Here is a 26980-nt window from a genome sequence, read left to right as displayed (position 1 = left end):
GGCATTAGGTATTTGGGAATAGAGATTAGGTAATTAGTGGTGAATGATGAGTGATAAGTGGTGAGTCGGTGGAGGATAGAAAATAGAGCATAGAGAAATGAATATGGAGAAAATAGATCAACGATTCAAGAATCAAGAGCCAAGACAGAGAAGCCAAAACAAAGAATAACGAGCTGTCATTGAGAAGCCTCTCCACCCTAGCGTCATTGCGAGTCTCCCACCTAAGCGTCATTGCGAGGAGTGACGAAGGAACGACGCGGCAATCTCATAATTGGTTAGCCAAAACCCAAAGATTACTAACGTCTTTTAGTTTTGATAAAGGGGTGTTAGTGAATGCTCTGCATTTGCTTCACTTCGTTCGCAATGACGGCATAATTAAGAAGCTCGCAATGACGACCAAGCAATAAATAAAAAAAATAAAGTATAAGTAATAGTTTCATGATCATTTTAAAAGCCTCAAACATCAGCAAACAATACCGATTAGGCACTGTGGGTACGGGCACGGTTAAGCACGACTTTAATAAGATTGGTTATATTTAACAAAACGGAGAAATCGTTTATTGATACGGTGTAATAGGGATTAGGGATTAGGGATTAGTGGTGAGTGGTGAGTGGTGAGAGGTGAGTCGGTGGAGGATAGAAAATAGAAAAGAGTAAAGAATAGAGAAGTGAAAACAAGCAACAATTAGCTGTTATTGCGAAGTGCCACGATAGCGTCCTTGCAAAGACTGCCCACCATAGCGTCATTGCGAGTCTCCCACCTAAGCGTCATTGCGAGGAGTGACGAAGGAACGACGCGGCAATCTCATAATTGGTTAGCCAAAACCCAAAGATTGCTTCACTTCGTTCGCAATGACGGCATAATTAAGAAGCTCGCAATGACGACCAAGCAATAAATAAAAAAAATAAAGTATAAGTAATAGTTTCATGATCATTCTCAAAGCCTCAAATATAAGTAAGCAATACCGACTTGGCACTGTGGGTACCGGCACGATCAGTCATGATCTCAACCGTTGGTGGCATAAGGTGCGTGGAAAGGAAGACCCCTTCTTAAAAGTGGGCGAGTCCAATGACCGTAGCACCAAAGGCGAATCGGAATATGTGTGGGCTTTGCAGGATATCAACTTTGAAGTGCAACGTGGCGAAGTCTTGGGTATTATCGGTAAAAACGGCGCTGGTAAGTCCACCTTATTAAAAATTTTATCCCGTGTAACCAGCCCAACTACGGGCGAAATCAAAACCAAAGGCCGGATTGCCTCACTTTTGGAAGTGGGCACAGGCTTCCATCCTGAATTGACAGGACGCGAAAACATCTATTTGAATGGCGCTATTTTGGGGATGACCAAAAAAGAAATCAAAGCCAAAGAAGAAGAAATTATTTCGTTTTCTGGATGTGAGCGTTATATTGATACGCCTGTGAAACGCTACAGCAGTGGGATGCGGGTGCGCTTGGCATTTGCCGTGGCGGCGCATTTAGAACCTGATGTTTTAGTAATTGATGAGGTGTTGGCGGTAGGTGATGCGGAGTTTCAAAAGAAGGCGATTGGTAAGATGCAAGATATTAGCCAAGGTGAGGGGCGGACGGTGTTGTTTGTGAGTCATAATATGGCAGCTGTAAAGAGTCTGTGTACGCGAGCGATTGTGTTGGAGCACGGGGAAACCGTATTTGAAGGTAATGTGGATAGCGCCGTTAGATATTATTTATCTATAGATAATTTAGAGAATAACACTTCCTTGATAAATAGAAAGGATAGACTTGGTAATCAAAAACTTAAAGTTTCTAAAATTGATTTTCATAATTGTGAAAATGATATTGTTATGGAAGTCATATCAGGAGACTATCTGAAAATTAAATTATTAATTTCAAAATTTGAGGATGTCGTTTATGAAAAACTATTTGTTTCAATTGATTTTTTAAACAAGGATTTAGTTTCTGTTTTAAAATATGTTAATGACGAAATGGGTTTTTCATTTTCAGATTTAAAGAATAAAGATAGTTTCGAATTAGAAATACCAAATCTTTATTTAAGCGCAGGTATTTATAGTATCCGTATTGTTATAACAGAAATAGATACTACCCCGGACAATTTCATTGATGTTATAGATAACGTAGCCTCGATTAAAGTTTTACCAGGTGATTTATGGGGTTCAGGGAAATTGAATAGAACAGACAGTATTGTCATTTTTCCTGGGGATTTTAATGTTTAAAATTAATATGCAACTATTGAAATTTTAATATGGATTTAAGAACATATATTAAAAAAATATTTTCTTCATTAGATAGAAAAAAAAACAAGGAATTTCCTGGTTCAAAAAAATATTGGGAACATAGGTACAAACAAAATAGAAATTCAGGTACAGGGAGTTACGGGCATTTAGCTGATTTTAAGGCTGAAATATTAAATGAGTTCGTATTGAAAAACAATATAAATAAAGTATTAGAATTTGGATGTGGAGATGGAAATCAACTTTCTTTGGCTAACTATCCTAACTATATTGGTGTAGATGTTTCTGAAAAGGCAATTTCTATTTGTAAAGAGAAATTTAAAAATGATACAACAAAATTGTTTTATCATCTAAGTGATAAATTAGACCAGGAATTCAGTGGAGAACTTGTCTTATCGCTGGAAGTAATATTTCATTTAATTGAGGATGATGTTTTTGTTCATTATATGAAAAGGTTGTTTTCAAGTTCTTTCCAATATGTTATAATCTATTCAAGTGATTATGATGAATTTGTTTCTCCGCATGTAAAATGTAGGCGTTTTACACAATGGATAGAGAATAATATTTCTAATGATTGGGTTCTTAAAGAAAAAATATTAAATAGATACCCCTACGATAAAAACAATGAAAACAACACGTCATTTTCTGATTTCTATATTTATGAAAAGGTGTAATAAACTTAAATAAAATGAAATCCATTTGTTTTGTTGTGCCAAGTTTTCCTACCGTGACAGAAACATTTGTTACTAACCATATTATACAGTCTAAAATAAAAGGCTATCAGGTAAGTGTATTAACTAAAAATAAATTAAGTATTGAAGCATCCTCCCAACAGGAGCTTTTAACTGAGCACCGAATTTTGGACAACACCTTTGCAGTTGACTTTAGGATACCAAGAAATAAAACAAAAAGGCGCTTTCAATCTCTAATTCTGATATTGAAATACTTAAAATTTTGGATACGTATTATAAATGTACCCATAAGAGAGCGATTTTCAATTTTACCATTTCAGCTTCATTACTATAATCAATTCAGAGAAATGCCTGTTTTTCATATTCAATTTGGACTGGCTGGTTTTGACATTGCTCTTATGAAGTCTATTGGTTTGTTATCGGGACATATCATAACTACTTTTCATGGTTACGATGCTCATTTCAAGGGCCCTGAGGCACTTGATTTAATGCGGAGGAAATATAAACAGCTAATGGAAGAATCATGCTATATGACCGTAAACACCCCTTATTTGGCTAATAAAGTAAAGTTACTGGGTGGTGATTTCAAGAAAATACGAATTATTCCAATGGGTATTGATTTGGGTCTTTTTCAACAAGACGAAGAAAGGACATTGTTAAAAAACACTTCTGTAAAGTTGATATCTATTGGTCGTTTAATTGAACTGAAAGGATTTGAATATGCGATAAGAAGTGTGAAGGTACTTGTTGATAAAGGTTACAACGTAAAATACACTATTGTTGGAGAAGGCACCGATAAAGATACGTTGCAGCAATTGGTGTCTAAATTGGGACTGGGTGACTTCGTGTTTTTGGTTGGTGCTAAAAGCCAAATAGACATAAAAGAGTTATTTGAAGAAAATAATATTTTTTTAATGAGTTCCATTACTGATTGTGTGAATAGGGCAGAAGCACAAGGCGTTGTAACAGTAGAAGCACAGGCCATGGGACTTCCTGTAGTTGCGTTTCGTAGTGGAGGTGTACCCTATACTATTTTAGAAAATAAAACAGGATTTTTAATAGAAGAGAAAAACATTGAAAGGTATGCTGCTGCTATAATAAAACTGATGGATAATCCTATTTTATATAAAACGATGAGCGCATCTGCCAAAAGCTTTGCAATAAATAATTTTAATAGAGAAACATTAAGTTCAGAATTTTTTGAATTATACATCTAAATATTAAATTCATGAATTTACAAATCTTTCTATTATACTCAACTTTGTAATTTAGTTCCAAAAATAGTAAACATGCCAGACCAACCCCTCGTTTCCATAATCATCCCCACCTTTAATCGGGCGCACTTAATAGGCGAAACGCTGGATTCTGTGTTGGCACAAACCTATACCAATTGGGAATGTATTGTGGTGGATGACGGAAGTACTGATGGAACTTCTGAACTCATGGAAGCGTATTGTGCTAAGGATTCAAGATTTCAATACCATCATCGACCCAAAGATTGGCTACCTGGTGGTAATGCCGCTCGGAATTATGGGTTTGAATTGAGTAAAGGAGAGTATGTGAATTGGTTTGATGATGATGATGTTATGCTACCTAATTTCTTAGAGTTAAAAGTGAATGCTTTTTTAGATGGAATTGAACTTGTTATCTGTTCAGGATTTTATGTGAACGAAAAATTAGAAAATCCAGTAAAAATTCATTTGAAGTTGGAAACATTTTTATACAAGGACTATGTACGTTGGAAGTTTAAAATTGTTACAAATAATATTCTTTTCAGAAAATCATTTTTGTTTAATAAGGAATTGTTTAATCCAAAGTTAAAAAGAGGTCAAGAAGCGGAATTGTTTGCAAGATTATTCTATAAATTACCAAACGAGCATAATCAAATTATAAAAGAACCATTGTTTCTGTATAGACAGCATCCAGAAGGTAAAACAGCAATAGGGAAATATTATGTGCCTGAATATAGACGATCTCAGGCCTTTATATTAATTGTAAATCTTAAAAGAGGTATAGAGTTAGATGACCTTGAAGTAAAATCTTATTGTTTTGGTAATTTAGTTCAGTTTTTTTTTGAGGGTTTAATTTATAAAGATGTTGAAAGTTCGAAATATATTTTAAAGAATGTTGCGTTATCAATAAAAAAATTGAATGTCATAAAGTATTTAGAAATTTATACGTTAGGTTTGGTGTTTGTCTTTTTTAGAAGAGGGAGTTATTATTTTGAAAAACGATGGAAATCATTTATAGTATGACTTGTCGGCATTTTAAAGGATAGAAACTGTATGAATGTCTGAATTTTTTTACAATACACTAAAATTAAGAAATGTTATAAATAAGGTAATTACCCTATAGAATGTTAAGGTTTTAATTAAACAAGTTTGAAGAAGAATATATAGAATATGAGGGAGTCTTTGGTATCCATAATCATGCCCACCTATAATAGGGCAAGTCTTATTGGCGAGAGCATAAACGCAATAATTAGGCAGACTTTTAAAAACTGGGAATGTATTATTGTAGATGATGGGTCTACCGATAACACTTACACAATAGTTAACAAATTTATTGAAAACGATAACCGTATAAAGCTTTTTGATAGACCAAAAAACAGACCAAAAGGGGCTAATGCTTCTAGAAATTACGGCCTTGAATTGAGTAATGGAGATTTTGTAATATGGGCGGATAGTGACGATATCATGCATCCTAAATGTTTGGAAATTTGTCTAAAATTGATAAATGAGCATTCTTCTGATTTTTGTCGATTTAGTAAAACCGTTTTCTTTGGATCTAATCATGATTATTCATTTACAGAACCAGTTGTAAACACTTTAATTCCATTAGATATCGATAATATTTATGACATGATAAGCAATACTATTCCGTTTAATACGTGTACGGTTTTATGGAATAGAAAAATAATCGGTAAAGAGCGTTTTAGTGAAGTGATATTTTATGGAGATGAATGGGAGTTTTTTTCAAGATTGTTGTCCAATGGTCCAAAAGGAATTTCAATTGATACGGTATTATATTATGTTAGGAAGCATGAAAACTCGACTACTGCCGAGTTTTGGGGCAATGATAAAATTAGACGAGATTCAAAAATCAAAGCTTGTCAATTGGTTATTGAAAACTTAAAACAGAAAAATCTTTTAAATTTTAAATTGGCTTTATACTTTGCTAATTTATCTTTGTTTTTAAAAAACGAGAGAGTTTACAAAACATTAATTCTTAAAATTGATCATTTAAGTTTTTCTCAGAAGATTAATATACAAATAAGATATTACTTAAATTTCATAATAAAACCATTGTACTTAATAAAGGAAAGGTTAAAAAGTATTTGAGATATTAAAACACAAAATGAAGATAAAAATAATAAGTTTAATACCAATAAAGTACATTCATTTTACCAATATAAAAATTCAATTGTATTGAATACTTTTTAGTTATACGATTGGTAAAAATGTGAAAGTTGGAAAATCTATAATAAACTTTAAAAGCCTGGCAATTGGAGATAATGCTTGTGTTGTAAATAAAAATGTCTTTTATAGTTAATAAATTTCAATTGGAAGCCATTCTAAAATACAATTCGGTAATATTTTTTTTAAAGGCTCGACATTTATTGGAAGAGATTCAAGAATAATTATTAATCATTATTTCGATTTGTTAAATAGTAAAAGTATTGATGATAATTCTTGGGTAGCTGGAATGAATAGTTAATTATGGACGCATGGTTACTTCCACAGCAAAAAAAGCACTAAAGACTTATCGATTAGTATTGAATTGATACTTTCATTGGCTCAAGTTGTATTTTTGCATCACGAACCAAAGTGAACTCAAAAAGTTTAATAGAGATTGATAGTGTAGTTACAAAAGTATTTGAGGATGAAAACGTTATTATAGCGGGTAATCTAGCCACTATTATTAGAAAGGACATTTATTGGGAACTGATTGATAGTTCATTAAATTTATAATGGAAATTAAATAAAAAAATAGTTGCCTTGAAAATACTCGTCTGTTTCGGTACGCGTCCTGAAGCCATCAAAATGGCACCAGTATGTTATTCACTAAAAAAAGAAGGTTTAGATTACAAAGTTTGCGTTACCGCACAGCATCGTGAAATGTTGGATCAAGTCTTAAGCTTTTTTGAAATTACACCTAATTTTGATTTGAATTTAATGCAGACTAATCAAAGTTTGAATCAGCTTAGTGCACGAATTATAGCTGCAATGGATACGGTTTTTAGAGATGAAAGTTTTGATTTAGTTTTAGTGCATGGTGATACTACCACATCGGCTATGGTGGCATTGGCAGCATTTCAACATGGTATAAGAATCGGGCATGTGGAAGCTGGATTACGGACACATAACAAATATGCTCCTTTTCCAGAAGAAATAAATAGACAATTGACGGGAAGACTGGCCGACTTTCATTTTGCTCCAACATTTAGAGCAAAACAGAATTTATTAAATGAGCTTATTCCATCCTCACAAATATATCTTACAGGAAATACAATAGTTGATGCCTTGTATATGACTAAACTTAAAATTGATGACGGTTTTATATCACCTGCAATGGAAGTTTTAAAAGAACAAATTGATTTTAATAAAAAAATAATTTTGGTAACTGGTCATCGACGTGAAAATTTTGGAAAAAAGTTTGAGCAAATTTGTCAAGCGCTTTTAGAAATTGCTCAGAGGAGTGATGTATGTATGGTCTTTCCAGTTCATTTAAACCCTAATATAAACAATCAAGTAACTGTCTTATTAGGTAATCATCCTAATATCATTCTAATTGAGCCAATAGATTATGCAACAATGGTGTGGTTACTAAGCCAATCAGCTTTGGTCATTTCTGATTCTGGCGGGATTCAAGAAGAAGCTCCAAGTTTTGGCGTACCTGTTTTAGTAACTCGTAATGTTACTGAGCGACCAGAAGGAGTAGAAACGGGATGTTCTATATTGGTAGGTGCTTCAGTTACTCAAATAACAAAACATGCTAATGCTATTTTGGATGAGAAAAGAAGAGTAAATGGGTCTAAAAACCCTTACGGTGATGGAACTGCTGCCACTCAAATTGTTCAACAAATTCGAAATATCCTAGGATGAAAGACAATAAACGCATTTTAATTGTTATAGAATCTATTGATGTTAATGACAGTAGTGCCAGTAAAGTGAATATTGGTTTAATTAAAAACTTAGTTACCATTGGTTATAATGTTTCAGTACTGCACTACACAAGAAGACCTGCATCTATAGATGGTGTGCATTGTATTCCCATCAAAGAGCTTAAATTTAATGTTTCATATGTATTAAGTAGGGTAAGGAGATTAACTTTGAGGCATTTTAAAATTGACATTTTTAAACGGGTTGATGCAGTTTTTGGTTTTTCATTCTCATTTTATAATGACTCAAAAAGCATTGCCAAGGCTGTGAGAAAACATTACTCAAATGAAGCCTTGGTCATTACACTTAGTAAAGGTGCTAGTTTCAGAACACATCATGCTTTGTTGAGATTGCCAAATCTATATGGTAAATGGATGGCTTATGTACATGATCCTTATCCGTTTCATTTCTATCCAAGACCCTACAATTGGATCGAAGATGGATATAAAAGTAAGGAACGCTTTTTTAAAGATGTTTCTGAGAAGGCAGAGCATTCTGCATTTCCAAGTCTTATGCTTAGAGATTGGATGGGCAGTTATTTTCCGAACTTCTTGAAAACAGGTATTGTTGTGCCTCATCAACATCTTATGGGATCATTTGTAGATGAGGTAAAAATTCCTCATTACTTAAAAAGCAATTATTTTTCAATCTTGCATGCTGGAAATTTAATGAAACAACGCCCACCCATTGGCCTTATTGAAGGGTATGTCATGTTTTTAAAAAGATGTCCTGACGCTGAGAGTAATAGTCAATTAGTTTTACTTGGAAGGGCTTCTGATTATGAACAATTACTATTGGAATATGCATCCAATATTTCGCAACTCTATTATAGTCATGGAAATGTGCCTTATCATGAAGCATCCATAGTCCAAAACAATGTTAGCGTAAATATTATTTTGGAATCAAAATCAGAAATCAGCCCTTTTTTGCCTGGTAAATTCCCACATTGCGTGTTTGCCAATAAACCAATTTTGGCATTAGGACCATTTTACAGTGAAACCAAAAGATTGCTAGGAGAAAATTATCCTTATTGGTCTGAAGTTGATGATATAGAGCGTATTGCATCATTGTTGGGACGGCTGTATAATGAATGGAAGATTGACAAAGAAAACTTTAAATTAAACAGACCAGATTTAGAAGGTTATGTGTCTGTTAAATTCTTAGAATCACAGTTTCAAAATATTTTTCAAAATGTCAACTAAGTTTTCTATTCTAATATCAACCAAAAATAGATTAGATGATTTGAAAATAACTCTTCAAAACATCGCATTCCTAATTGATAACGACTCTGAAGTTGAGTGTATGGTTTGTGATGATGGGTCAACCGATGGAACTACTGCTTATATATCCTCAAATTACCCTAAAATACATCTTATAAGTAATAAGTTAAGCAAAGGCTATTTATATAACAGAAATTATATGTTGAACAACACATCAGCACTTTATGCCATTTCTTTAGATGATGATGCCCATTTTTTATCTGCAAAAAATTTAGATGTCATAGAAGAATATTTTGATAAGAAATCAAGCTGTGGATTAATTGCTTTTCGGGTGTTTTGGGGATTAGAACAACCTGAAAATCTGGTCACGGGAGACAAAGCACATCAGGTCAATGGTTTTGTAGGGTGCGGTCATGTTTGGCGTATGGCGGCTTGGAAATCAATTCCAAATTATCCTGAGTGGTTTCAATTTTATGGTGAGGAACAATTTGCAAGTATTCAGCTCTTTAGAAATGGTTGGGAAGTACACTATCTTCCTGAGATTTTGGTCCACCACAGAGTCAATATGAATTTGCGAAAATCTAACTCAGATTATTTAAACAGACAGCGACGTTCTTTAAGTTCTGGGTGGTATTTGTTTTTTTTGTGTTATCCTAAACGACTTATGTTTAAAAGTTTCTTTTCCAGTTTATGGAGTCAGGTAAAGAGAAAAACTTTTAAAGGCAATTGGGGGGCTACAAATGCCATATTAAAAGCGTTAATGGATGTGTTGATGCATAACCAGAAGTTTATATTTTCGAATTATAGAATGGGCATAAAAGAGTACAGGGAATTTAATAAATTGCAATCTTCTAAGGTATATTGGAAACCTACTGATAAGTTCGACAAAACCGAAGCTTAATTAATAATCTATGACATTTATAATAACAGAAATAGCACAAGCCCATGATGGAAGTTTGGGTATGGCGCACGCCTATATAGATGCATTGGCAAAAACTGGAGTTGATGCTGTTAAATTTCAAACCCATATCGCTGATGCGGAAAGTAGCAGCTTTGAACCCTTTAGAATTAAGTTTTCAAAGCAGGATAGGTCACGATTTGACTATTGGAAACGCATGGAGTTTACTCTTGAACAATGGAAAGAATTAAAAGCACACTGCGATACGGTTGGACTTGAATTTATGAGTTCTCCGTTTAGTAATGCAGCTGTGGATTTATTAGAGATAGTTGGTGTAGAGCGCTATAAAATTGGTTCTGGTGAGATCACTAATTTCTTACTACTTGAAAAAATTTCACAAACGAAAAAGCCTGTGATTTTATCTTCTGGAATGAGTTCATATATAGAGTTGGATAGTGCGGTTTCATTTTTAAAAGAACGCGGTGTTCCATTGTCAATTCTACAATGTACTACAGCCTATCCAACCAGTCCTGAACAATTCGGATTAAATGTGATACAGGAGCTAAGACAACGATATGGGGTTATGGTTGGTTATTCTGACCATTCCGCTAAAATAGAAACCTGCATTGCCGCCACTGCTTTAGGTGCTGAAATTTTAGAATTTCATGTGGTGTTTAATAAAGAAATGTTTGGGCCAGACGTGTCGGCATCATTGACTATAGATGAAACGAAGCAATTGGTTGAGGCGGTAAGAAATATTAACTTGGCCATCGCAAATCCCGTAGATAAAGACGACAATTTAGTTTTTAAAGATCTGAAGCTTATATTTGAAAAATCATTAGCCATCAATAAAAATCTTTCTAAAGGACACATTTTATCTTTTGATGATTTGGAAGCAAAGAAACCTGCCGAAAAAGGAATTCCAGCCACTAAGTTTATGGAGGTTATTGGAAAAACGTTAAAACAGGACAAAGCCCAATGGGATTTTTTAAACAGTGAAGATATCGCATGACAAAACGTAAAATATGTGTAGTCATTACTGCACGTCCGTCTTATAGCCGAGTAAAAACAGCACTAAGAGCAATCAATGAGCATCCGGAATTGGAATTACAACTGGTTGTAGCAGGTTCAGCTTTATTGGACCGCTATGGCAACGCCGCAGATTATATAGAGCGCGACGGATTTAAAATTGATGAGCGGGTTTTTATGGTTCTGGAAGGCGAGAACAAAACCGCCATGGCCAAAACCACCGGTTTAGGGGTGATGGAACTTGCCAATGTGTTTTATAATTTAAAACCTGATGCGGTGATCACTATTGCCGATCGGTTTGAAACTATTGCGACATCTATTGCTGCTGCTTATCAGAACATCCCTTTGGTGCATTTGCAAGGTGGAGAGGTGACGGGGAATATCGATGAAAAAGTAAGGCATGCCAATACCAAGCTGGCGGATATTCATTTGGTGGCTTCAGAAGAGGCCAAAGCACGTGTAATTAGGTTAGGCGAAGATGCTGATTTTGTTTTTAATACGGGGTGTCCGTCCATAGATATTGCCCATGGATTGATAGACCAGACTGAACTGGATTTTAATCCCATCTCAAAATATGGCGGCGTAGGTAGTTTGACCGAAATGCCAGAAAACTATTTGGTAGTGTTGCAGCATCCTGTGACCAATGAATATGATCAAGCAAGGTCAGATATCACAACTACACTTAATGTTATTAACGAATTGGGAATCCCAACCTTTTGGTTTTGGCCCAATGTAGATGCGGGCTCTGATGGCACTTCCAATGGGATTCGTTCCTATAGAGAAAAACACGATCCAAAGCATATTCGGTTTTTCAAGAATATGGATGCTATTGATTTTTTAAAGTTGTTGTACCACAGCCAATGCTTAATAGGAAATAGTAGTGTGGGGATTCGAGAATGTTCTTATTTAGGAATTCCTGTGGTGAATATCGGTACACGGCAACACAGGAGGGAACGTGGACTAAATACCATTGACGTGCCCTATGACGGGGTTCCTATTAAATCAGCAATTTTAGAGCAATTGAAAAATCCTAAAAATAAGCGTAGTACTATTTATGGCGATGGGAATAGTGGTAAGAAAATTGCCAATATTTTAGCGACCATTGAATTGCGCTTTCATAAAACCATTATGTATTGATGAAAGTTTTAGCTCTTATTCCAGCTCGTGGAGGCTCAAAAGGTATTCCTGATAAAAATCTTAAACTATTAGGAGGTAAAACTTTAATAGAACACGCCGTGGATTGTGCGAGAGGTGCCAAAAAAATTGATTGTACTGCTATGACTTCAGATTCCATAAGGATATTAGAGACCATAAAACACAAAGATGTTGAATTGATACATCGGCCTCAGGATTTGGCGCGAGATGAGAGCAATGTTGTTTTGGCGATTGAACATGCCTTAAAAGAATTAGGCAACTATGAGGTTATCGTTTTATTGCAACCCACTTCACCTTTACGTACTTCCAAACAATTGGATGAAATTATTTCAATGTTTGAAAACGATGCTTCTTTAAATGCAGTGATTTCTGTGGTCCCTATGCATGACATACACCCAGCTCGGATGTACACCTTAGATACGGATTTATCAATGAAACCTTTAACTCAATTTGGTGAAACAAGTAGAAGGCAGGACTTGGATCCTGTTTTTTTTAGAAACGGGTGTTTTTATGCGGTTAAAACCGAAGCTTTTTTGAGAGAAAAGACCTTAATGGTAGCAAATAAAAAGGCCTATGTTATGGATGTCAATTGGCTAGCTAATATTGATAGTCCACGTGATTTGTTATTAGCCGAATTACTATACAACGATTTTAAAAATGAAAATACTAATAACGGAGTCTGAGCATTTTAGTAGCAGAGCAATTGAAATTCTTAAATCTTTAGGAACTGTTGTCATTTCTGATATTAAGGACAGAGCAGAACTTATTGCTGCATTAAAACCGGTAGATGCTGCATTTATAAGACTGGGGTTTAAGATTGATAAAGAACTATTGGAACAAGCTTCTCAACTCAAATATATATTAACGGCGACAACTGGTTTAGATCATATTGATGGTGCTTACTTTAAGAGTAGAGGTGGACAAATCATTTCACTCCAAGGTGAAACGGAATTTTTGACCAGCATTCCGTCAACTGCAGAGCATACCTGGGCATTGCTATTAGCATTAATAAGACATATCCCGAATGCGATTGATGATGTTAAAAAAGGGTATTGGAGAAGAGATGCCTTTAAAGGTAACAATTTAAGTGGGAAAAAACTTGGAATTTTGGGGATGGGCCGCGTCGGAGCTCAAGTTTCTAAATATGGACAAGTATTTGGGATGCAGATAGGATTTTATGATAAAAAGAAGATTAATCCAGAAATTGGTGAAAGGTTCGAAACGGCAGAAGCACTTTTTCAATGGGCAGATGTTATTTCTATACATATTCCCGCTGAATTAAATGAAGGTTTTATAAACGCCCAACTTTTATCCAATTTGCATAGTGAGTCCTTACTTCTTAACACCTCCAGGGGTTCGGTTATTGAAGAAGCTGCTTTGGCCACTTTAATAAAAGAAAGAAAAATCAAAGGATGTGCACTTGATGTCCTAACGGATGAATTGGAAGGTAAGTCAATAGAAAATAAGATGGTAGTGCTTATGAACCAAGGGTATAATGTATTGATTACTCCACATATTGCAGGTGCAACCTACGAATCAATGCAGATGACCGAAGACTATGTGTCTCATAAATTTCGAACTGTTTTAATTGAGGATAAATGAAAAAAATATTAATCTTGGCTACTGATGGTGTAAGTTTACGCAATTTTTTATTTACCGATTTTTTGAAACAGGGTAAATTGCAAGGTCATGATATCATTTATTGGAATCATACTAACTATCCCATTGCAGAAAATTATAATTGTAAAGAATTAGAATTGCCAAGTTCTAAGAACCACCCTTTATCAGATTTATATCATAACGCAAAAAAACAAATTGAATTAGGTTTGAGTTATAGAAACTCAGAAAACGAGATCTATCTAAAATATATTTTTCCGGGGAAAATTTCGGATTTTAAAAGTTTTGTCAAACAATTTTTAATTAAGTTTTTTAAAATAAGATATAATTCAGCCAAGGGTGTTCTTAAAATAAACAAGAAAGTAGCTCAACTAGAACGATCTACTCAAGCATATCGCGAAGCAAAATTACAGCTTCAAGAACATCAACCTGATTTTGTGTTTTGTACTAACCAAAGAATCATTAAAGCTATTGCGCCACTTCTTGCAGCTCAAGATTTGGGTATTCCAACGGCAACCTTTATTTTTTCATGGGATAATTTGCCAAAGGCGACCATGGTAGTCATGGCCGATTATTATTTTGTATGGAGTGCTCACATGAAAAAGGAACTAATAAGTTATTACCCGCATATAAATGAGAATCAAATCAAGATTGTTGGAACACCTCAATTTCAACCTCATTATAGCCATTCAATTAAATCGAGGAAAGATTTTTTTAGCGCTTACGAATTAGATTGCGGGAAAAAATATATTTGTTTTTCTGGTGATGATATTACAACTTCTCCAAATGATCCTTATTATCTTGAAGATTTAGCCAAGAGCGTTATTGAACTAAATAAAAAAGGTTGTGCTTTAGGGATTATTTTTAGGCGCTGCCCTGTCGATTTCTCTGATCGATTTGACAATGTATTGCAAACTTATAAGGATGTGATAAGAGTCATAGATCCTTTATGGAGAAAATACGGTACTACTTGGCAGACCATCATGCCTACTCCAGAAGACATGGGTTTATTGGCGAATATTTCGAAACATGCTATTTTAGTGGTAAATGTTGGATCTTCAATGGTTTTTGATTTTGCTATCCATAATAATCCTTGTGCGTATTTAAACTATGATACTATTGAAAAAAATGATGAAAGTTGGACCATCAAAAAAATATATAAGTATATTCACTTTCAATCCATGCCAAATGATGAGCAGGTGTTTTGGGTGAATCATAAAAATGATTTTGAAAGAGTTATACTTGATGTCTTGGAGTCAAACAATATGACATTTGCTAATGAATGGTTTGCTAAAATTAATGCGTACCCAACAAATGCTTCGGAACAAATTTTTAGACAAATAGAAAAAATAATTGACCAATAATGAATGCTTTAAAACAGTATGTAAAATCAGTTTTCAGACGTCTTGCAGGTGTTGAAAATAACAGTGATTATTTGGAAAAGCTTAAAGGAAGAGGATTGCGTGTAGGAACTCATTTTAATATGCAAAAAGATGTGATATTGGATGATACACATTGTTGGTTAATTACTATTGGGAATTATGTGACCATAGCACCAAGAGTTCAAATATTGTGTCATGATGCTAGTACCAAACACGCCTTAGAGTATACTAAAATTGGACCAGTAACAATTGGAGACTATGTTTTTGTTGGTGCAAATAGTATAATTATGCCGTCAGTGACTATAGGTAATAATGTTATTATTGCCGCTGGAAGTGTGGTGACCAAAGATGTTCCTGAAAACACTTTGGTGAGTGGTGTGCCAGCGCAAGTAGTAGGTAAAACAAGTGATTATATTGATACACAAAGAACTCTTTTAAAATCTTCGCCACGTTTTGATGAACGTTTTACTCTGAATGCAGGAGTGGATTCTAAGCAAAAACAAGAAATGTTAAATACACTAAATCAAACCAGTAATAAAAAGGGGTTTATAGTTTAGATTAGCAAAATAATCTAATTAACATTATAATATAGAGGCATTATTTGTCAATAAAAAAAATAGATCTAAATTGAATATAGCTTTCCTATCGATAGAATATCCAAATTCCAAACTCAGTAGGTCGGGTGGCTTGGGCACCAGTATTAAAAACCTAGCCAGAGGATTAATTGCTCAGGGTGTTAGAGTAACTGTATTTGTTGTTGGGCAACAAAAGGATACCAATTTTATAGATGAAGACATAAATATTATAAGTATTGCTAAACAAAAACATGGGGCTTTTAACTGGTACTTGGAACGTAAACGCTATCAAAGAATCATCCAAAAACATATTGATAAAGAAAGTATTGACCTCATTGAGGCGCCTGATTGGACAGGGATTTCTGCTTTTATGGAATTTAAGATACCACTTGTTATTCGACTGCACGGCAGTGATGGTTATTTCTGCCATTTGGAGGACAGAAAACAAAAATGGAAAAATCGTTTTTTGGAGAAAACAGCGCTTAAAAGTGCTGATGCCATTGCTTCAGTAAGCTCATTTACGGGGGAACTTACAAAAGAACTTTTTAGATTAAATCAACCAATAGTTACTATTCCTAATGGTATCAATACGGATGATTTTAAACCATTAGATTTAGTAATCAACCAAGGCCAAATATTATATTTTGGAACACTCATTAGAAAGAAAGGCATATTGGAGTTGGCGAAAATTTTTAATAAGGTTGTTGAAAAAGTGCCACGCAGCACGCTTTTACTTATTGGGAAGGATACTCTTGATGTTTTTGAAAAGGTTTCAACACTATCACTATTTATGAGTTTGTTATCTGATGAAGCCAAAAAGAGAATGAAACATTTGGATGAAGTACCGTATGCTGAGATTCAAACCTATATTGCAAGTTCCCAAGTTGTGGTGTTGCCAAGTTTTGCCGAGGCCTTCCCGATGACTTGGCTGGAAAGCTTGGCCATGGAAAAGGCTTTGGTGAGTTCAAATATTGGATGGGCCAATGAATTAATGATGGATGGTGTTACTGGGTATACCGTTAACCCTAAAGACCATGAATTGTATGCTGAGAGGATTGTTGAGTTATTAAATAACCCTGATAAATGTGCTCAGTTTGGAAAAGCAGGTAGGGCTCATGTGATCAGATATTTTTCCACAGCCGTTATTGTTAAGCGGAATATTGAATGCTATAAAAGTATCATCAACCTATGATTATTGTTTATCATAACAACCATAAAGTGGATTCTGTTTTTGATCATCAACTTCAAGAGAAGATTCTTGTAGAAGAAAAGCATATCTTGAAAACATTGATGCATCTTGCCTCAATTTGTAATGATAGGATTTTAGTTTGGTGTCGTTTAGATTGTAAAGAGCTACTAAATCATAAAGCTGTGTCCAAGAGTTTTAAGGTAAAGAATATCATGATCTCTTATGGTAACGGATGTTATTTACCTGATGCTATTGGTTATGTGGAAAACTCACCTTTTGTGAATGTCAAGACTTCAGTAAAATACCCAACTTGGTTGATGCATTCTACAGTTGGCGCTATTTATACTACAAGTTTGTTGAAATTTAAGGACCTTAAGTTTTCTAATGATTTTGAATATGATTTAAATTCCATTGCTAAACAAGGTATGCCAAAAGGTTTGTTTTGTTATTCGGAACCTAACCTATTTCTAAAACAAAATAAGTTTTCAGAAAAGCCTGCAGGGCTTTTCACCTTATTCCGCTTTGTAAAACAGCATTACAGAACCCGATGGGTTTTTTTGCTCTGCTTGAATTTTTTGTGGCATGAACGAAAGTTGACATTACTGCCTCTTCTGAATAGCCTATTTTATAGAAAACGGATGTTTGAAGACATTATTCCACTGGAAACATTAACGACAGGTTCAATAAACAGTTTACCTTCTATTGACGTAATAATTCCCACTATTGGACGTGCCAACTATTTGCATGACGTTTTAAAAGATTTAGCCGAACAAACGCATCTTCCGAACAAAGTGATTATTGTTGAGCAGAATCCAGATGTTGAAAGTTCAAGTGCGTTGGGATTTATTTACTCAGAGGCCTGGCCATTCCAGATCAAACATCAATTTATTCATCAGACTGGAGCTTGTAACGCTAGAAATCTGGGATTGAAAGAAGTTGATTCTGAATTTTTGTTTTTGGCTGATGATGATATTCGTTTTGAGCCTCATGTTCTGAAAGACGCTTTAACAACCATTAGTAATTACGATTTAGAAGCTGTAACTTTAAGTTGTTTGCGAGAAGGAGAAGAGGAACTTCATCAAACGTCATTACAGTGGTTTACATTTGGTTCTGGTTGTAGCATTGTTGCAGCTAAAAGGGCTAAAAAAATTACTTTTGATACCGCATTTGAATTTGGTTTTGGTGAAGACAGCGATTATGGGATGCAATTGCGAAGTTTGGGATGGGATATCGTCTATTTGTCCCATGTACAATTACATCATTTAAAAGCGCCAATAGGAGGCTTTAGAACGGTCCACTCTACCGCATGGACTTACAACTCCATCCATCCAAAACCATCGCCTACAGTGATGTTAAATTACTTGAAGCATAAGTCTCCCCAACAAATGAATGGTTATAAGACACTCTTATATCTTAAATTTTATAAAAAACAAGGAGTACAGAATCCTATAGTTTATATAAGGACTATGAATGTACAATGGAAACTAAGTCTATTTTGGGCTGAACAGTTAATGTATAAAACCGAGTAGATGAAATTTTCGCTTATTATTTGTACTTACATGCGACCAAAGGCCTTATTGAATTTATTGAATTCAGTAAACAAGCAAACTCTTTATCCAAATGAAATTTTAATCATAGATGGATCAACAAATAGTGAGACTGAGCAAAATTTAAAGCAACATCCTTTTAAGAATTTAGTCTATCATAAAGTTGATGATGAGCATAGAGGTCTGACCAAACAACGTAATTACGGGATTTCAAAAGTGCACCAAAATTCAGAGGCCATCTGTTTTTTAGATGATGATACTGTTTTGAATGTAAATTATTTTAAACAGTTGTTGAGCACCTATGATCAATATCCAAACGCTTTGGGGGTAGGTGGCTATATTAGCAATGAAGTGCACTGGCAAAAAGCTGATGGTTCAATAAATTCCAAACGATTTTATTATGACGGCTGGATGCGCAATGAACCTTTGAGGTTTCGGATTAGACATTGGTTTGGGCTTGGTCCGGATACACCGCCTTGTGTTTTGCCTAGCTTTTCTCATGGACGTTCAGTTGGTTTCCTACCGCCCTCAGGGAAAATATACCCTGTGGAACATTTTATGGGAGGGGTTTCATCTTATAAGATGTCAGTTTTTAAAGATCTGCGATTTTCAACTTACTTTGAAGGTTATGGATTATATGAAGACGTCGATTTTTGTTTAAGATTGACAAAAAGAGGTCTTTTATATATTAACACTGCTGCGCAATTGGCACATTATCATGAGCCGTTTGGACGTCCAAATAAATATAAATATGGTAAAATGGTGATTAGGAATGGTTGGTACGTTTGGAGAGTTAAATACCCAAAGCCAAATTTGAAGATGAAGTTAAAATGGTATTCTGTACATTTATTACTAATTTCGATGAGACTTTTAAATATATTCACTACGAATAGGCCCAAAGAAGCTTTTAATGATATCATAGGACGTTTAGTCGGTTGTTGGAGCCTTTTGTATAATAAACCTTTGATTGAAGATTGATGATTTGTGATTGAATTTAGGCTTATGTGGATAATATAAAAAAAACTATGAAGCTAAATTCCTTGCTCATGAAAATTATTAAATATGATAGAAATGTTTTATGTTAGTTTATTTTTAGAAAAGGAAATTAAAATTATCTGATGCATGGATGATAAAGTTATATTTTTTTCATTTTCTGTTTTGAATACATCTGTTTCGGATTATTTTTTAGCATTGGCAGAATTATTTATTAAGAATAATTATAGAGTTGTTGTCTTTTCGGACACGAAAAAACCGGAAAAATTAATATTACCAAAAGATATTATATTAAAATATTGGCCATCTAAACGCCCTACAACTTTTCGCGATGCCAAATTTCTTTACATAGAGATGAAGTTTTATAAACCAGTCCTTACTATTTCGGTTTTTAACTCGGTTAATTTATTTTTAATCGTAGGTTTCTTGTGTGGAGTTAAATTAAGAGTTGCATGGATAAGAACATTGACAACTCAGTTTCCTCAGAAAAACATATTAGTAAAAAGGAAATCCATGATTTACAAATTGGCAACCAAAATAATTGTCAATTCAAATGCAACCAAACAAGATGCGGTTTTAAATTACCAAGTTAGCGAAAAGAAAATCTATGTAATACCTAACTCGGTTAAGGATGTTTATGAAACAATTCCTGCATCTAGCGGAATTTGTAAAAAAACAATTACCTATGTTGGTAGATTGCATTATTCAAAAGGGGTTGAAACCTTAATCCAAGCATTTGATATAGTAGTAAGAAAACATCCATATATTGAGTTAATAATTATTGGAAATGGTCCAGAAGAAGCACATTTGAAGCAATTAACGACATCATTAAATTTACAAGAAAGGGTATTTTTTAAAGGAACGATGTCTAAATTATCTGTATTAGAGGCATTTAAAAAGACTTATATTGCCGTTGTTCCCAGTGTTACTGAGGCTTTTGGTTTTACGTTAATTGAGGGGATGAGTATGAAAACTTTGGTTATTGGAGCCAATAATACTGGTATAAAGGAAATCATTATTCATAATAAAACCGGATTGTTATTTGAAACGCATAATTATAAAGATTTGGCAAATAAACTCAATTGTGCAATTGAGAATAATAAGTTAAGAGATCAATTGACAACTGCTGGATATGAGCGGTTTTTGGAATGTTTCGAAACTGAAATGGCAATTAAAAGAGATTATTTATATTTTAAGAATATGATTCATGATGAACGTTAAAATAAAGTATCGATTTGCAAAATTAATTTGTAAATGGTTACCGCCAATTGGTTCTCAAAAGGTTCGTAATCTTATTATAAAAATATCAGAAGGGGAATCCTTGAATTTAGATTTTAAGACTAAAAGTTTTACTGGGAGTTATTTTTATGGCAATACTTCAGATTTCCATGCATTTAAGTTTAGTGTTCATGGTTATTTCGATTGGAGGAATATAATTATTTCTAATGAAGTACTAAAGAAATATAAAGGACATATAGTAGAGGTTGGAGCGAATATAGGCACAGAAACAATTTCTTTTTCAGATGTTGCAAGAAAGTTTGGAATGAAGGTGTTTGCTTATGAGCCTTTACCCATAAATTATACCATCTTATTGAGGAATAAAATGGAGAATAAATTTGAAAATTTAAATATTTACTCAGATTTAGTATCCGATCAATCAGGGAAGGCAAAATTCAAGATTCCTGATAAACAGAGCTCGGGATCTGGACATATTATATATAGTAATAATATAGATGAAAGCTTCGAGGAATTTAATGTGGTTACCTTAGATGAGTCATTGACGAAACAAAATATTTCTTTTGTATCTATTGATGTAGAAGGATTTGAATACCAAGTGTTGTTGGGTGCTTCCAAGATAATTAAAACGAATATGCCTATAATTGTAGCTGAAGCAAATAAAAATTATATGCAGAGTCGAGGCAATATAAGTTTAGTTGATTTTTATAAATATTTCTGTGATTTAGACTACGTATGTTATTATGTAGGTAAAACAAGGCTCAAAGAAATAGATGTTTTTAAATATTCAACAAAGGATAATAAGAACTGGCTATGTATTCCAAAAAATAAAATAAACTTGGTCAGTTCTATAAATAAAGCATTATTCTTAAATGCGTTTAATCCGTTTTTTCGTAACATATTTTTTTGAAATTCAATTAATGAAGTTAGCCATATTTACATTAGTCCAACACAGTTTTAAGGATGGCCGGTATTACGGTTATGCGCCGTATATCAATGAAATGAATCTTTGGGGGAAGTACGCTGATGAGGTGATTGTGGTGGGTATCAAAAAACCATCAAATGAGGTTGAGGGTATTGATACTGCTTATCATCACAAGAAGCTAAGATTTGTTCCAGTGCCTAATTTTAATATTTTAGGAATTGCGGCGATTTTTACAACACTTTTTAAAGTGCCCTATATATTTTTCAAATGTGCCCAGGTGATGCGCCAAGCCGATCATATCCATTTGAGATGTCCTGCCAACGTGAGCTTGGTGGCCTGTTTTACCCAAATCTTTTTCCCAAATAAAAAGAAATCGACCAAATATGCCGGCAATTGGGATCCCAACAGCAATCAGCCATGGACTTACAGATTGCAGCAAACCATCTTGCGAAACACTTTTTTGACCCGTAATATGCAAGTCTTGGTATACGGCGAATGGCCTAATGAAACCACGAATATTCAGCCTTTTATATCGGCGACCTATTATGAGGATGAAAAAATAGAATTTCAACCGAAGGATTATACTCAGCCTTTGAGTTTTGTTTTTGCCGGGGCTTTGGTAGTCGGAAAACGCCCGTTATTGACCATTCAAATTATCGAGAGTTTATTTCAAAAAGGAATTTCTGTAAGATTACATATGTACGGCGATGGCCCTTTAATGCCAGAACTGCAAGACTATGTCAAGAGGAACGGTTTGGAAACTGTTGTTTTTCTCTACGGCAACCAGGATAAAAGGGTGGTCAAAGCCTCTTTGATGGACGCCCATTTTAATATTCTGCCGTCCAAAAGTGAGGGTTGGCCCAAGGCGGTGGCCGAAGGGATGTTTTTTGGATGTATTCCCATCGCAACACCCGTTTCTTGCGTCGGCTGGATGCTTGGCGATGGCACGCGAGGCATCTTAATTGAACCTGAATTGGAAACCGCCGTTTCCCAGATTGTGACAGCCTTGAATAATGCCGATTTGGATACCATGGCGAAGGCGGCCTTGGAATGGTCGCAACAATATACCTTTGATCGGTTGGAGGAGGATATTAGGGGGGTGTTATTTGTGAGGGATTAGGGATAAGGTGATTGCGATATGCGATTTAAGATTTAAGATTTAAGATTTACGACCTGCCCGAACGTATCTTTTTAAGTATGGGCGGGTTGTTGATTGTTGATTTTTGATTGATGACTGCTAATTACATAAGTTGATGACTATTTTTGACTATGAAAATTAATTAAAAATAGTCAACTCTAAACAGGGAATTATAACTTGCCCTAAGGGGACTTTTGAAATGTAAGTAGCTGGAGGGTTCCGCATGCTGCGATTGGTCATTGCGAGGGAGGAACGACCGTGGCAATCTTTTGATTGTGAGTCCGAGACTTGGTTGTTGAGTGAAGTTTTGAGTAGTGTCTGATGGTCTACTTAACTTGATTCCTTGTTCGAACCTAAAGATTGCTTCGTCCTGCGTCCCTGTCAGCCGCCAGTCAAGCTCTCAATGACGCTATTGGGGATTGGGCAATAAATTGAAATCGAAATTGAAGTTGCCCCAATAAACAATAGTTAATATTAATAAAAAATAATTAATACCAATAAAGAATAATCCCATGCGTGTAATGCAATTGATTGATAGTTTGGAAGCAGGTGGGGCAGAGCGGATGGCGGTCAATATTGCCAATATGCTGTCTGAAACTCTTGAGCGTTCTTATCTATGTGCCACCCGGAAGGAAGGACTTTTGAAAGCATCACTATCGCCCGAGGTTTCGTATATGTTTTTGAATAAAAAGCGTCAAATTGATTGGCCTGCCATGATCAAATTAAGACGGTATCTCCTAAAGGAGCAGATTGACATTATCCACGCACATTCTACTTCTTTTTTTATGGCAACGCTCATGAAATGGTCAATTCCAGGTTTGAAAATTGTTTGGCATGACCATTATGGAGATAGTGTCTGTTTGGAAAAACGTAAATATGGCGTATTAAAGTTTTGCTCACGGTCTTTCTCCTTGATTTTGAGTGTGAATAGGGTGTTGGAAACTTGGGCGAAAAAAAACTTGAAATGTAAAAATGTGGCTTATCTCCCCAATTTTGCCATTCAGGAAAGTGAAATATCGAAAGTAACGCAGCTCAAGGGAATTCAAGGAAAACGACTATTATGTTTAGCAAATCTGAGGCCTCAAAAAGATCATCATAATCTTTTAAATGCTTTTAAATTGATTCTTGAACATCACCCCGATTGGAGCTTGCATTGTGTGGGTCAGGACTTTAAGGATAGATATTCCGAATCTGTGTATCAATTGGTCGCGGAGCTGGATTTAGGGCATCAAGTCTTCTTTTATGGCAGCTGTCCAGATTCCAGTGCCATAATTCAACAAGTTGATATTGGCATCTTATCCTCTTCCTCAGAAGGTCTGCCTTTGGCATTATTGGAATACGGACTCGGGCAATTGCCTATTGTGGCTACCAATGTGGGCGATTGCAGTAGCGTATTTCCCGAAGTGTGCCAGGGGTTTTTGGTGGCTCCAAACCATTCTGAACAGTTGGCGGAACAGATGATGGTTTTGATTTCTGACCAACACTTACGAATAACAACAGGCAAAATGATTAACCGGCATGTTTTGGAGCAGTTCTCAGCAATGGCGGTTAAGGATAAATTGCTGTCCTTTTATTCCCAACTCTAAAAAAATGCAGTATTTTGCAGGCCCTTGATATTTTAGTCCTATGAAAGCCAAACAACGCTATTGTTACCGGTTTACCAATGATGCCTATGTGGCCTTGATTGTGCTGCACATCATCATGGGCATTTTTATCAATATGATCCCGCAGTTTTCAAAATTGTATTTCACCGTGGTTTGTGTGTTTTTTATCTTCAAGATCATTGTGATGCCTAAACATGAAAAAGTGATATGGGTGTTATTTGGAGCCACTTATATCGTAGCCGCGGAGTCTCTTTTTAGAATGACCGGAGGCGGTCTGTTTTATGAATTCTCTAAGTATTTTGTGATTTTATTGATGGGGATGGGAATGTTTTATGATGGCATATCAGGAAAAGCCTACCCCTACTTTATCTATCTCATTTTGATGGTGCCAGCGGTGTTGGTGGCTTCTACTACTTTGGGCTATGATCTTAATTTTAGGACCAGTGTTGCTTTTGTGTTGAGCGGCCCTGTCTGTTTGGGCGTTTCGGCATTGTATTGTTATGATAAAAAAGTGAGTAAAGAGGTTTTGTTGCAGATTGTAGCTTGCTTGAGTTATCCGATTATTGCTATGACCACACATATTTTTTTATACAACCCAAGTGTCAAGGAAGTCCTGACGTCAACAGGTTCAAGTTTTGCGACTTCTGGAGGCTTTGGTCCCAATCAAGTATCAACCCTATTGGGCTTGGGAATGTTTGCTTTGACGGTTCGCTTTTTTATGAAATCACCCAGTCTGTTTCTAAAAGTTTTTAATTTATTTCTTTTGGCAGCCGTATCCTTTAGAGCCTTGGTGACCTTAAGCAGGGGTGGTGTTTTTGGAGCCTTAATTATGATCGCAGCCTTCTTGGTGATTTATTATGGCGGTGCCAAGTTCCGTCAAAAACAGCAGATTATGGCTTCCGTTTTTTTGTTGGTCTTTGTAGGGGTGATTACTTGGATCATCAGTTTGAATCAATCGAGTGGCCTGGTCGGTAACCGTTATGCCAATCAAGATGCGGCTGGACGCGAAAAAATCGATATGTCCACCGGTCGAGTGGAGCTCTTTGTCCATGAATTTGAAGGTTTTCAAGAGCATCCATTTTTGGGGGTAGGCGCTAGTGGCATGAAACAAGAGCGGTTGATTTCGGAAGGTACGATTATCGCTTCCCATAATGAGATTAGCCGCGTGCTTTCAGAACACGGGATGTTTGGTGTTATCATTTTGATGATCCTCATCTTAAAACCATTGGATTTCAGGAGTCGACATCGGAACAATATCTTTTTTTATTCGTTTTTGGCCTTTTGGTTTGCCACCATCAACCACTCCGCCATGCGGATTGCCGCACCCGCTTTTTTATACGGATTATCACTTTTACATGTCACTAATGAAAAACCTAGTCTTCGTCGGAAACCATCTCCAAAACTCACAGACCAATCTTAGTTACAGTGAAGTTTTGGGGCCATTGCTAGAGCAAGGTGGCTATGAAGTGCGTTATACCTCCAATAAAACCAATAAAGTACTCAGGCTTCTGGACATGTTAGGGACTACTTTAAGGTTCCGTAAAAAGACAGACCTCGTACTCATTGACACCTACAGCACTCAGAATTTTTATTATGCCGTGTTGGTCAGTCAGTTGTGCCGAGTTTTGAAATTGCCTTATATTCCCATTCTGCACGGTGGTAACTTGCCAAACCGTTTAAAAAGCTCACCTAAATTGTCCAGATGGGTTTTTAAGAATGCTTATGCCAATGTCTCCCCGTCCTTATATTTAAAAGAAAGCTTTGAAGCGTTTGGCTATAAAAATGTGGTGTATATTCCCAATACCATTAGCCTCGAAAATTATCCACAACACAAAAAAACCTATGATACACCCCGACTTTTGTGGGTGCGCTCCTTTTCTGAAATTTATAATCCGACTTTGGCGGTCAAGGTGTTGCATGAACTTAGGCAACGTGGTTATGATGCAACTTTATGTATGGTAGGACCCGATGCTGATGGGAGTTTGGCTGAGATGAAGGCCTTAGCGGAACGACTTCGTGTGTCCGTTACGTTTACTGGAAAACTCACAAAGGCAGAATGGATTACACTTTCAAAAGATTATAATGTGTTTATCAATACCACCAATTTTGATAATATGCCGGTAAGCGTCATTGAAGCTATGGCTTTGGGACTTCCAGTAGTGTCAACCAATGTGGGCGGTATGCCGTATTTGATAGAGGATGGGGTGGATGGGCTTTTGGTGGCTCCTAGTGATAAAGTGGCTATGGTGGATGCGATTTGTTCGCTATTTGAGGATGTGGTTCGGACGGAGGCGAGGGTTGTTAGGGCGAGGAACAAGGTGGAGAGCTTTGATTGGAGCAGAGTGAAAGGGCTTTGGGAGGCGTTGTTGGGGAGGGATGAGTTATGAGTTCA

At 35.5% G+C, this 26980-nt stretch carries 23 protein-coding genes; all 23 read left to right on the top strand.

Annotated elements, in window-relative coordinates; all coding sequences use genetic code 11:
- Positions 1–927 precede the first annotated feature (927 nt).
- The 23 genes from G6N06_RS02605 to G6N06_RS02495 all read left to right on the top strand — a co-directional run bounded on the left by G6N06_RS02605 (position 928) and on the right by G6N06_RS02495 (position 26975).
- The gene (locus G6N06_RS02605) at positions 928–2208 is read left to right on the top strand and encodes an ABC transporter ATP-binding protein (RefSeq protein ID WP_163514504.1); all 1281 of its coding nucleotides are present in this window, start codon (positions 928–930) and stop codon (positions 2206–2208) included.
- Positions 2209–2237: 29 nt separating this feature from the next.
- Positions 2238–2900 carry a class I SAM-dependent methyltransferase gene (locus G6N06_RS02600; protein ID WP_163514503.1) on the top strand — a complete coding sequence of 221 codons (663 nt, stop codon included), beginning with the start codon at positions 2238–2240 and terminating at the stop codon, positions 2898–2900.
- Between the two features lie 14 nt (positions 2901–2914).
- Positions 2915–4135, top strand: coding sequence for a glycosyltransferase (locus G6N06_RS02595; protein ID WP_163514502.1), 1221 nt, complete (start codon positions 2915–2917; stop codon positions 4133–4135).
- Between the two features lie 72 nt (positions 4136–4207).
- The gene (locus tag G6N06_RS02590) at positions 4208–5173 is read left to right on the top strand and encodes a glycosyltransferase family 2 protein (protein ID WP_163514501.1); all 966 of its coding nucleotides are present in this window, start codon (positions 4208–4210) and stop codon (positions 5171–5173) included.
- A 174-nt stretch (positions 5174–5347) separates the two neighbouring features.
- Positions 5348–6259 (top strand): glycosyltransferase family 2 protein, encoded by a 912-nt coding sequence (locus tag G6N06_RS02585; RefSeq protein ID WP_163514500.1) that lies wholly within the window; start codon positions 5348–5350, stop codon positions 6257–6259.
- A gap of 657 nt (positions 6260–6916) precedes the next feature.
- A complete protein-coding gene (wecB, locus tag G6N06_RS02580; protein WP_163514499.1) occupies positions 6917–8023 on the top strand; it encodes a non-hydrolyzing UDP-N-acetylglucosamine 2-epimerase in 1107 nt (368 codons plus the stop codon).
- A complete protein-coding gene (locus tag G6N06_RS02575) occupies positions 8020–9282 on the top strand; it encodes a glycosyltransferase family protein (RefSeq protein ID WP_163514498.1) in 1263 nt (420 codons plus the stop codon). Before wecB ends, G6N06_RS02575 begins: the two co-directional genes overlap by 4 nt.
- On the top strand, positions 9272–10201 hold the full coding sequence (locus G6N06_RS02570) for a glycosyltransferase family 2 protein (protein ID WP_163514497.1): 930 nt from the start codon (positions 9272–9274) through the stop codon (positions 10199–10201). The genes G6N06_RS02575 and G6N06_RS02570 overlap by 11 nt, the downstream gene beginning before the upstream one ends.
- 10 nt (positions 10202–10211) lie before the next feature.
- Positions 10212–11210, top strand: a complete 999-nt coding sequence (locus G6N06_RS02565) for an N-acetylneuraminate synthase family protein (RefSeq protein ID WP_163514496.1) — start codon at positions 10212–10214, stop codon at positions 11208–11210.
- Positions 11207–12364, top strand: coding sequence for a UDP-N-acetylglucosamine 2-epimerase (neuC, locus tag G6N06_RS02560; RefSeq protein WP_163514495.1), 1158 nt, complete (start codon positions 11207–11209; stop codon positions 12362–12364). The genes G6N06_RS02565 and neuC overlap by 4 nt, the downstream gene beginning before the upstream one ends.
- Positions 12364–13065: an acylneuraminate cytidylyltransferase family protein gene (locus G6N06_RS02555; RefSeq protein ID WP_205334712.1), complete on the top strand. Its 702-nt coding sequence runs from the start codon at positions 12364–12366 to the stop codon at positions 13063–13065. The genes neuC and G6N06_RS02555 overlap by 1 nt, the downstream gene beginning before the upstream one ends.
- The gene (locus G6N06_RS02550) at positions 13040–13984 is read left to right on the top strand and encodes an NAD(P)-dependent oxidoreductase (RefSeq protein ID WP_163514493.1); all 945 of its coding nucleotides are present in this window, start codon (positions 13040–13042) and stop codon (positions 13982–13984) included. The genes G6N06_RS02555 and G6N06_RS02550 overlap by 26 nt, the downstream gene beginning before the upstream one ends.
- Entirely contained in the window at positions 13981–15363 is a 1383-nt protein-coding gene (locus G6N06_RS02545) for a UDP-glycosyltransferase (RefSeq protein WP_163514492.1), read from the top strand. The genes G6N06_RS02550 and G6N06_RS02545 overlap by 4 nt, the downstream gene beginning before the upstream one ends.
- Positions 15363–15938: an acyltransferase gene (locus tag G6N06_RS02540; protein ID WP_163514491.1), complete on the top strand. Its 576-nt coding sequence runs from the start codon at positions 15363–15365 to the stop codon at positions 15936–15938. Before G6N06_RS02545 ends, G6N06_RS02540 begins: the two co-directional genes overlap by 1 nt.
- A gap of 70 nt (positions 15939–16008) precedes the next feature.
- Entirely contained in the window at positions 16009–17148 is a 1140-nt protein-coding gene (locus G6N06_RS02535; RefSeq protein ID WP_163514490.1) for a glycosyltransferase family 4 protein, read from the top strand.
- Positions 17145–18674 carry a glycosyltransferase family 2 protein gene (locus G6N06_RS02530; RefSeq protein ID WP_163514489.1) on the top strand — a complete coding sequence of 510 codons (1530 nt, stop codon included), beginning with the start codon at positions 17145–17147 and terminating at the stop codon, positions 18672–18674. The genes G6N06_RS02535 and G6N06_RS02530 overlap by 4 nt, the downstream gene beginning before the upstream one ends.
- Positions 18675–19670, top strand: a complete 996-nt coding sequence (locus G6N06_RS02525) for a glycosyltransferase family 2 protein (RefSeq protein WP_163514488.1) — start codon at positions 18675–18677, stop codon at positions 19668–19670.
- Between the two features lie 144 nt (positions 19671–19814).
- Complete coding sequence (locus tag G6N06_RS02520) at positions 19815–20906, top strand: glycosyltransferase family 4 protein (RefSeq protein WP_163514487.1); 1092 nt, start codon at positions 19815–19817, stop codon at positions 20904–20906.
- Positions 20893–21831: an FkbM family methyltransferase gene (locus G6N06_RS02515; RefSeq protein WP_163514486.1), complete on the top strand. Its 939-nt coding sequence runs from the start codon at positions 20893–20895 to the stop codon at positions 21829–21831. Before G6N06_RS02520 ends, G6N06_RS02515 begins: the two co-directional genes overlap by 14 nt.
- A gap of 10 nt (positions 21832–21841) precedes the next feature.
- On the top strand, positions 21842–22966 hold the full coding sequence (locus tag G6N06_RS02510) for a glycosyltransferase family 4 protein (RefSeq protein ID WP_163514485.1): 1125 nt from the start codon (positions 21842–21844) through the stop codon (positions 22964–22966).
- Between the two features lie 530 nt (positions 22967–23496).
- Positions 23497–24570 (top strand): glycosyltransferase, encoded by a 1074-nt coding sequence (locus tag G6N06_RS02505; RefSeq protein ID WP_163514484.1) that lies wholly within the window; start codon positions 23497–23499, stop codon positions 24568–24570.
- A 40-nt stretch (positions 24571–24610) separates the two neighbouring features.
- On the top strand, positions 24611–26008 hold the full coding sequence (locus G6N06_RS02500; RefSeq protein WP_163514483.1) for an O-antigen ligase family protein: 1398 nt from the start codon (positions 24611–24613) through the stop codon (positions 26006–26008).
- On the top strand, positions 25953–26975 hold the full coding sequence (locus G6N06_RS02495; protein WP_240337947.1) for a glycosyltransferase family 4 protein: 1023 nt from the start codon (positions 25953–25955) through the stop codon (positions 26973–26975). The genes G6N06_RS02500 and G6N06_RS02495 overlap by 56 nt, the downstream gene beginning before the upstream one ends.
- Positions 26976–26980: the final 5 nt, after the last annotated feature.

This window comes from Gelidibacter japonicus, from assembly GCF_010725055.1.
Taxonomy (GTDB): domain Bacteria; phylum Bacteroidota; class Bacteroidia; order Flavobacteriales; family Flavobacteriaceae; genus Gelidibacter; species Gelidibacter japonicus.
The sequence above is the reverse complement of the archived record's forward strand: the minus strand, read 5'-3'. Positions and strand labels throughout refer to the sequence as shown.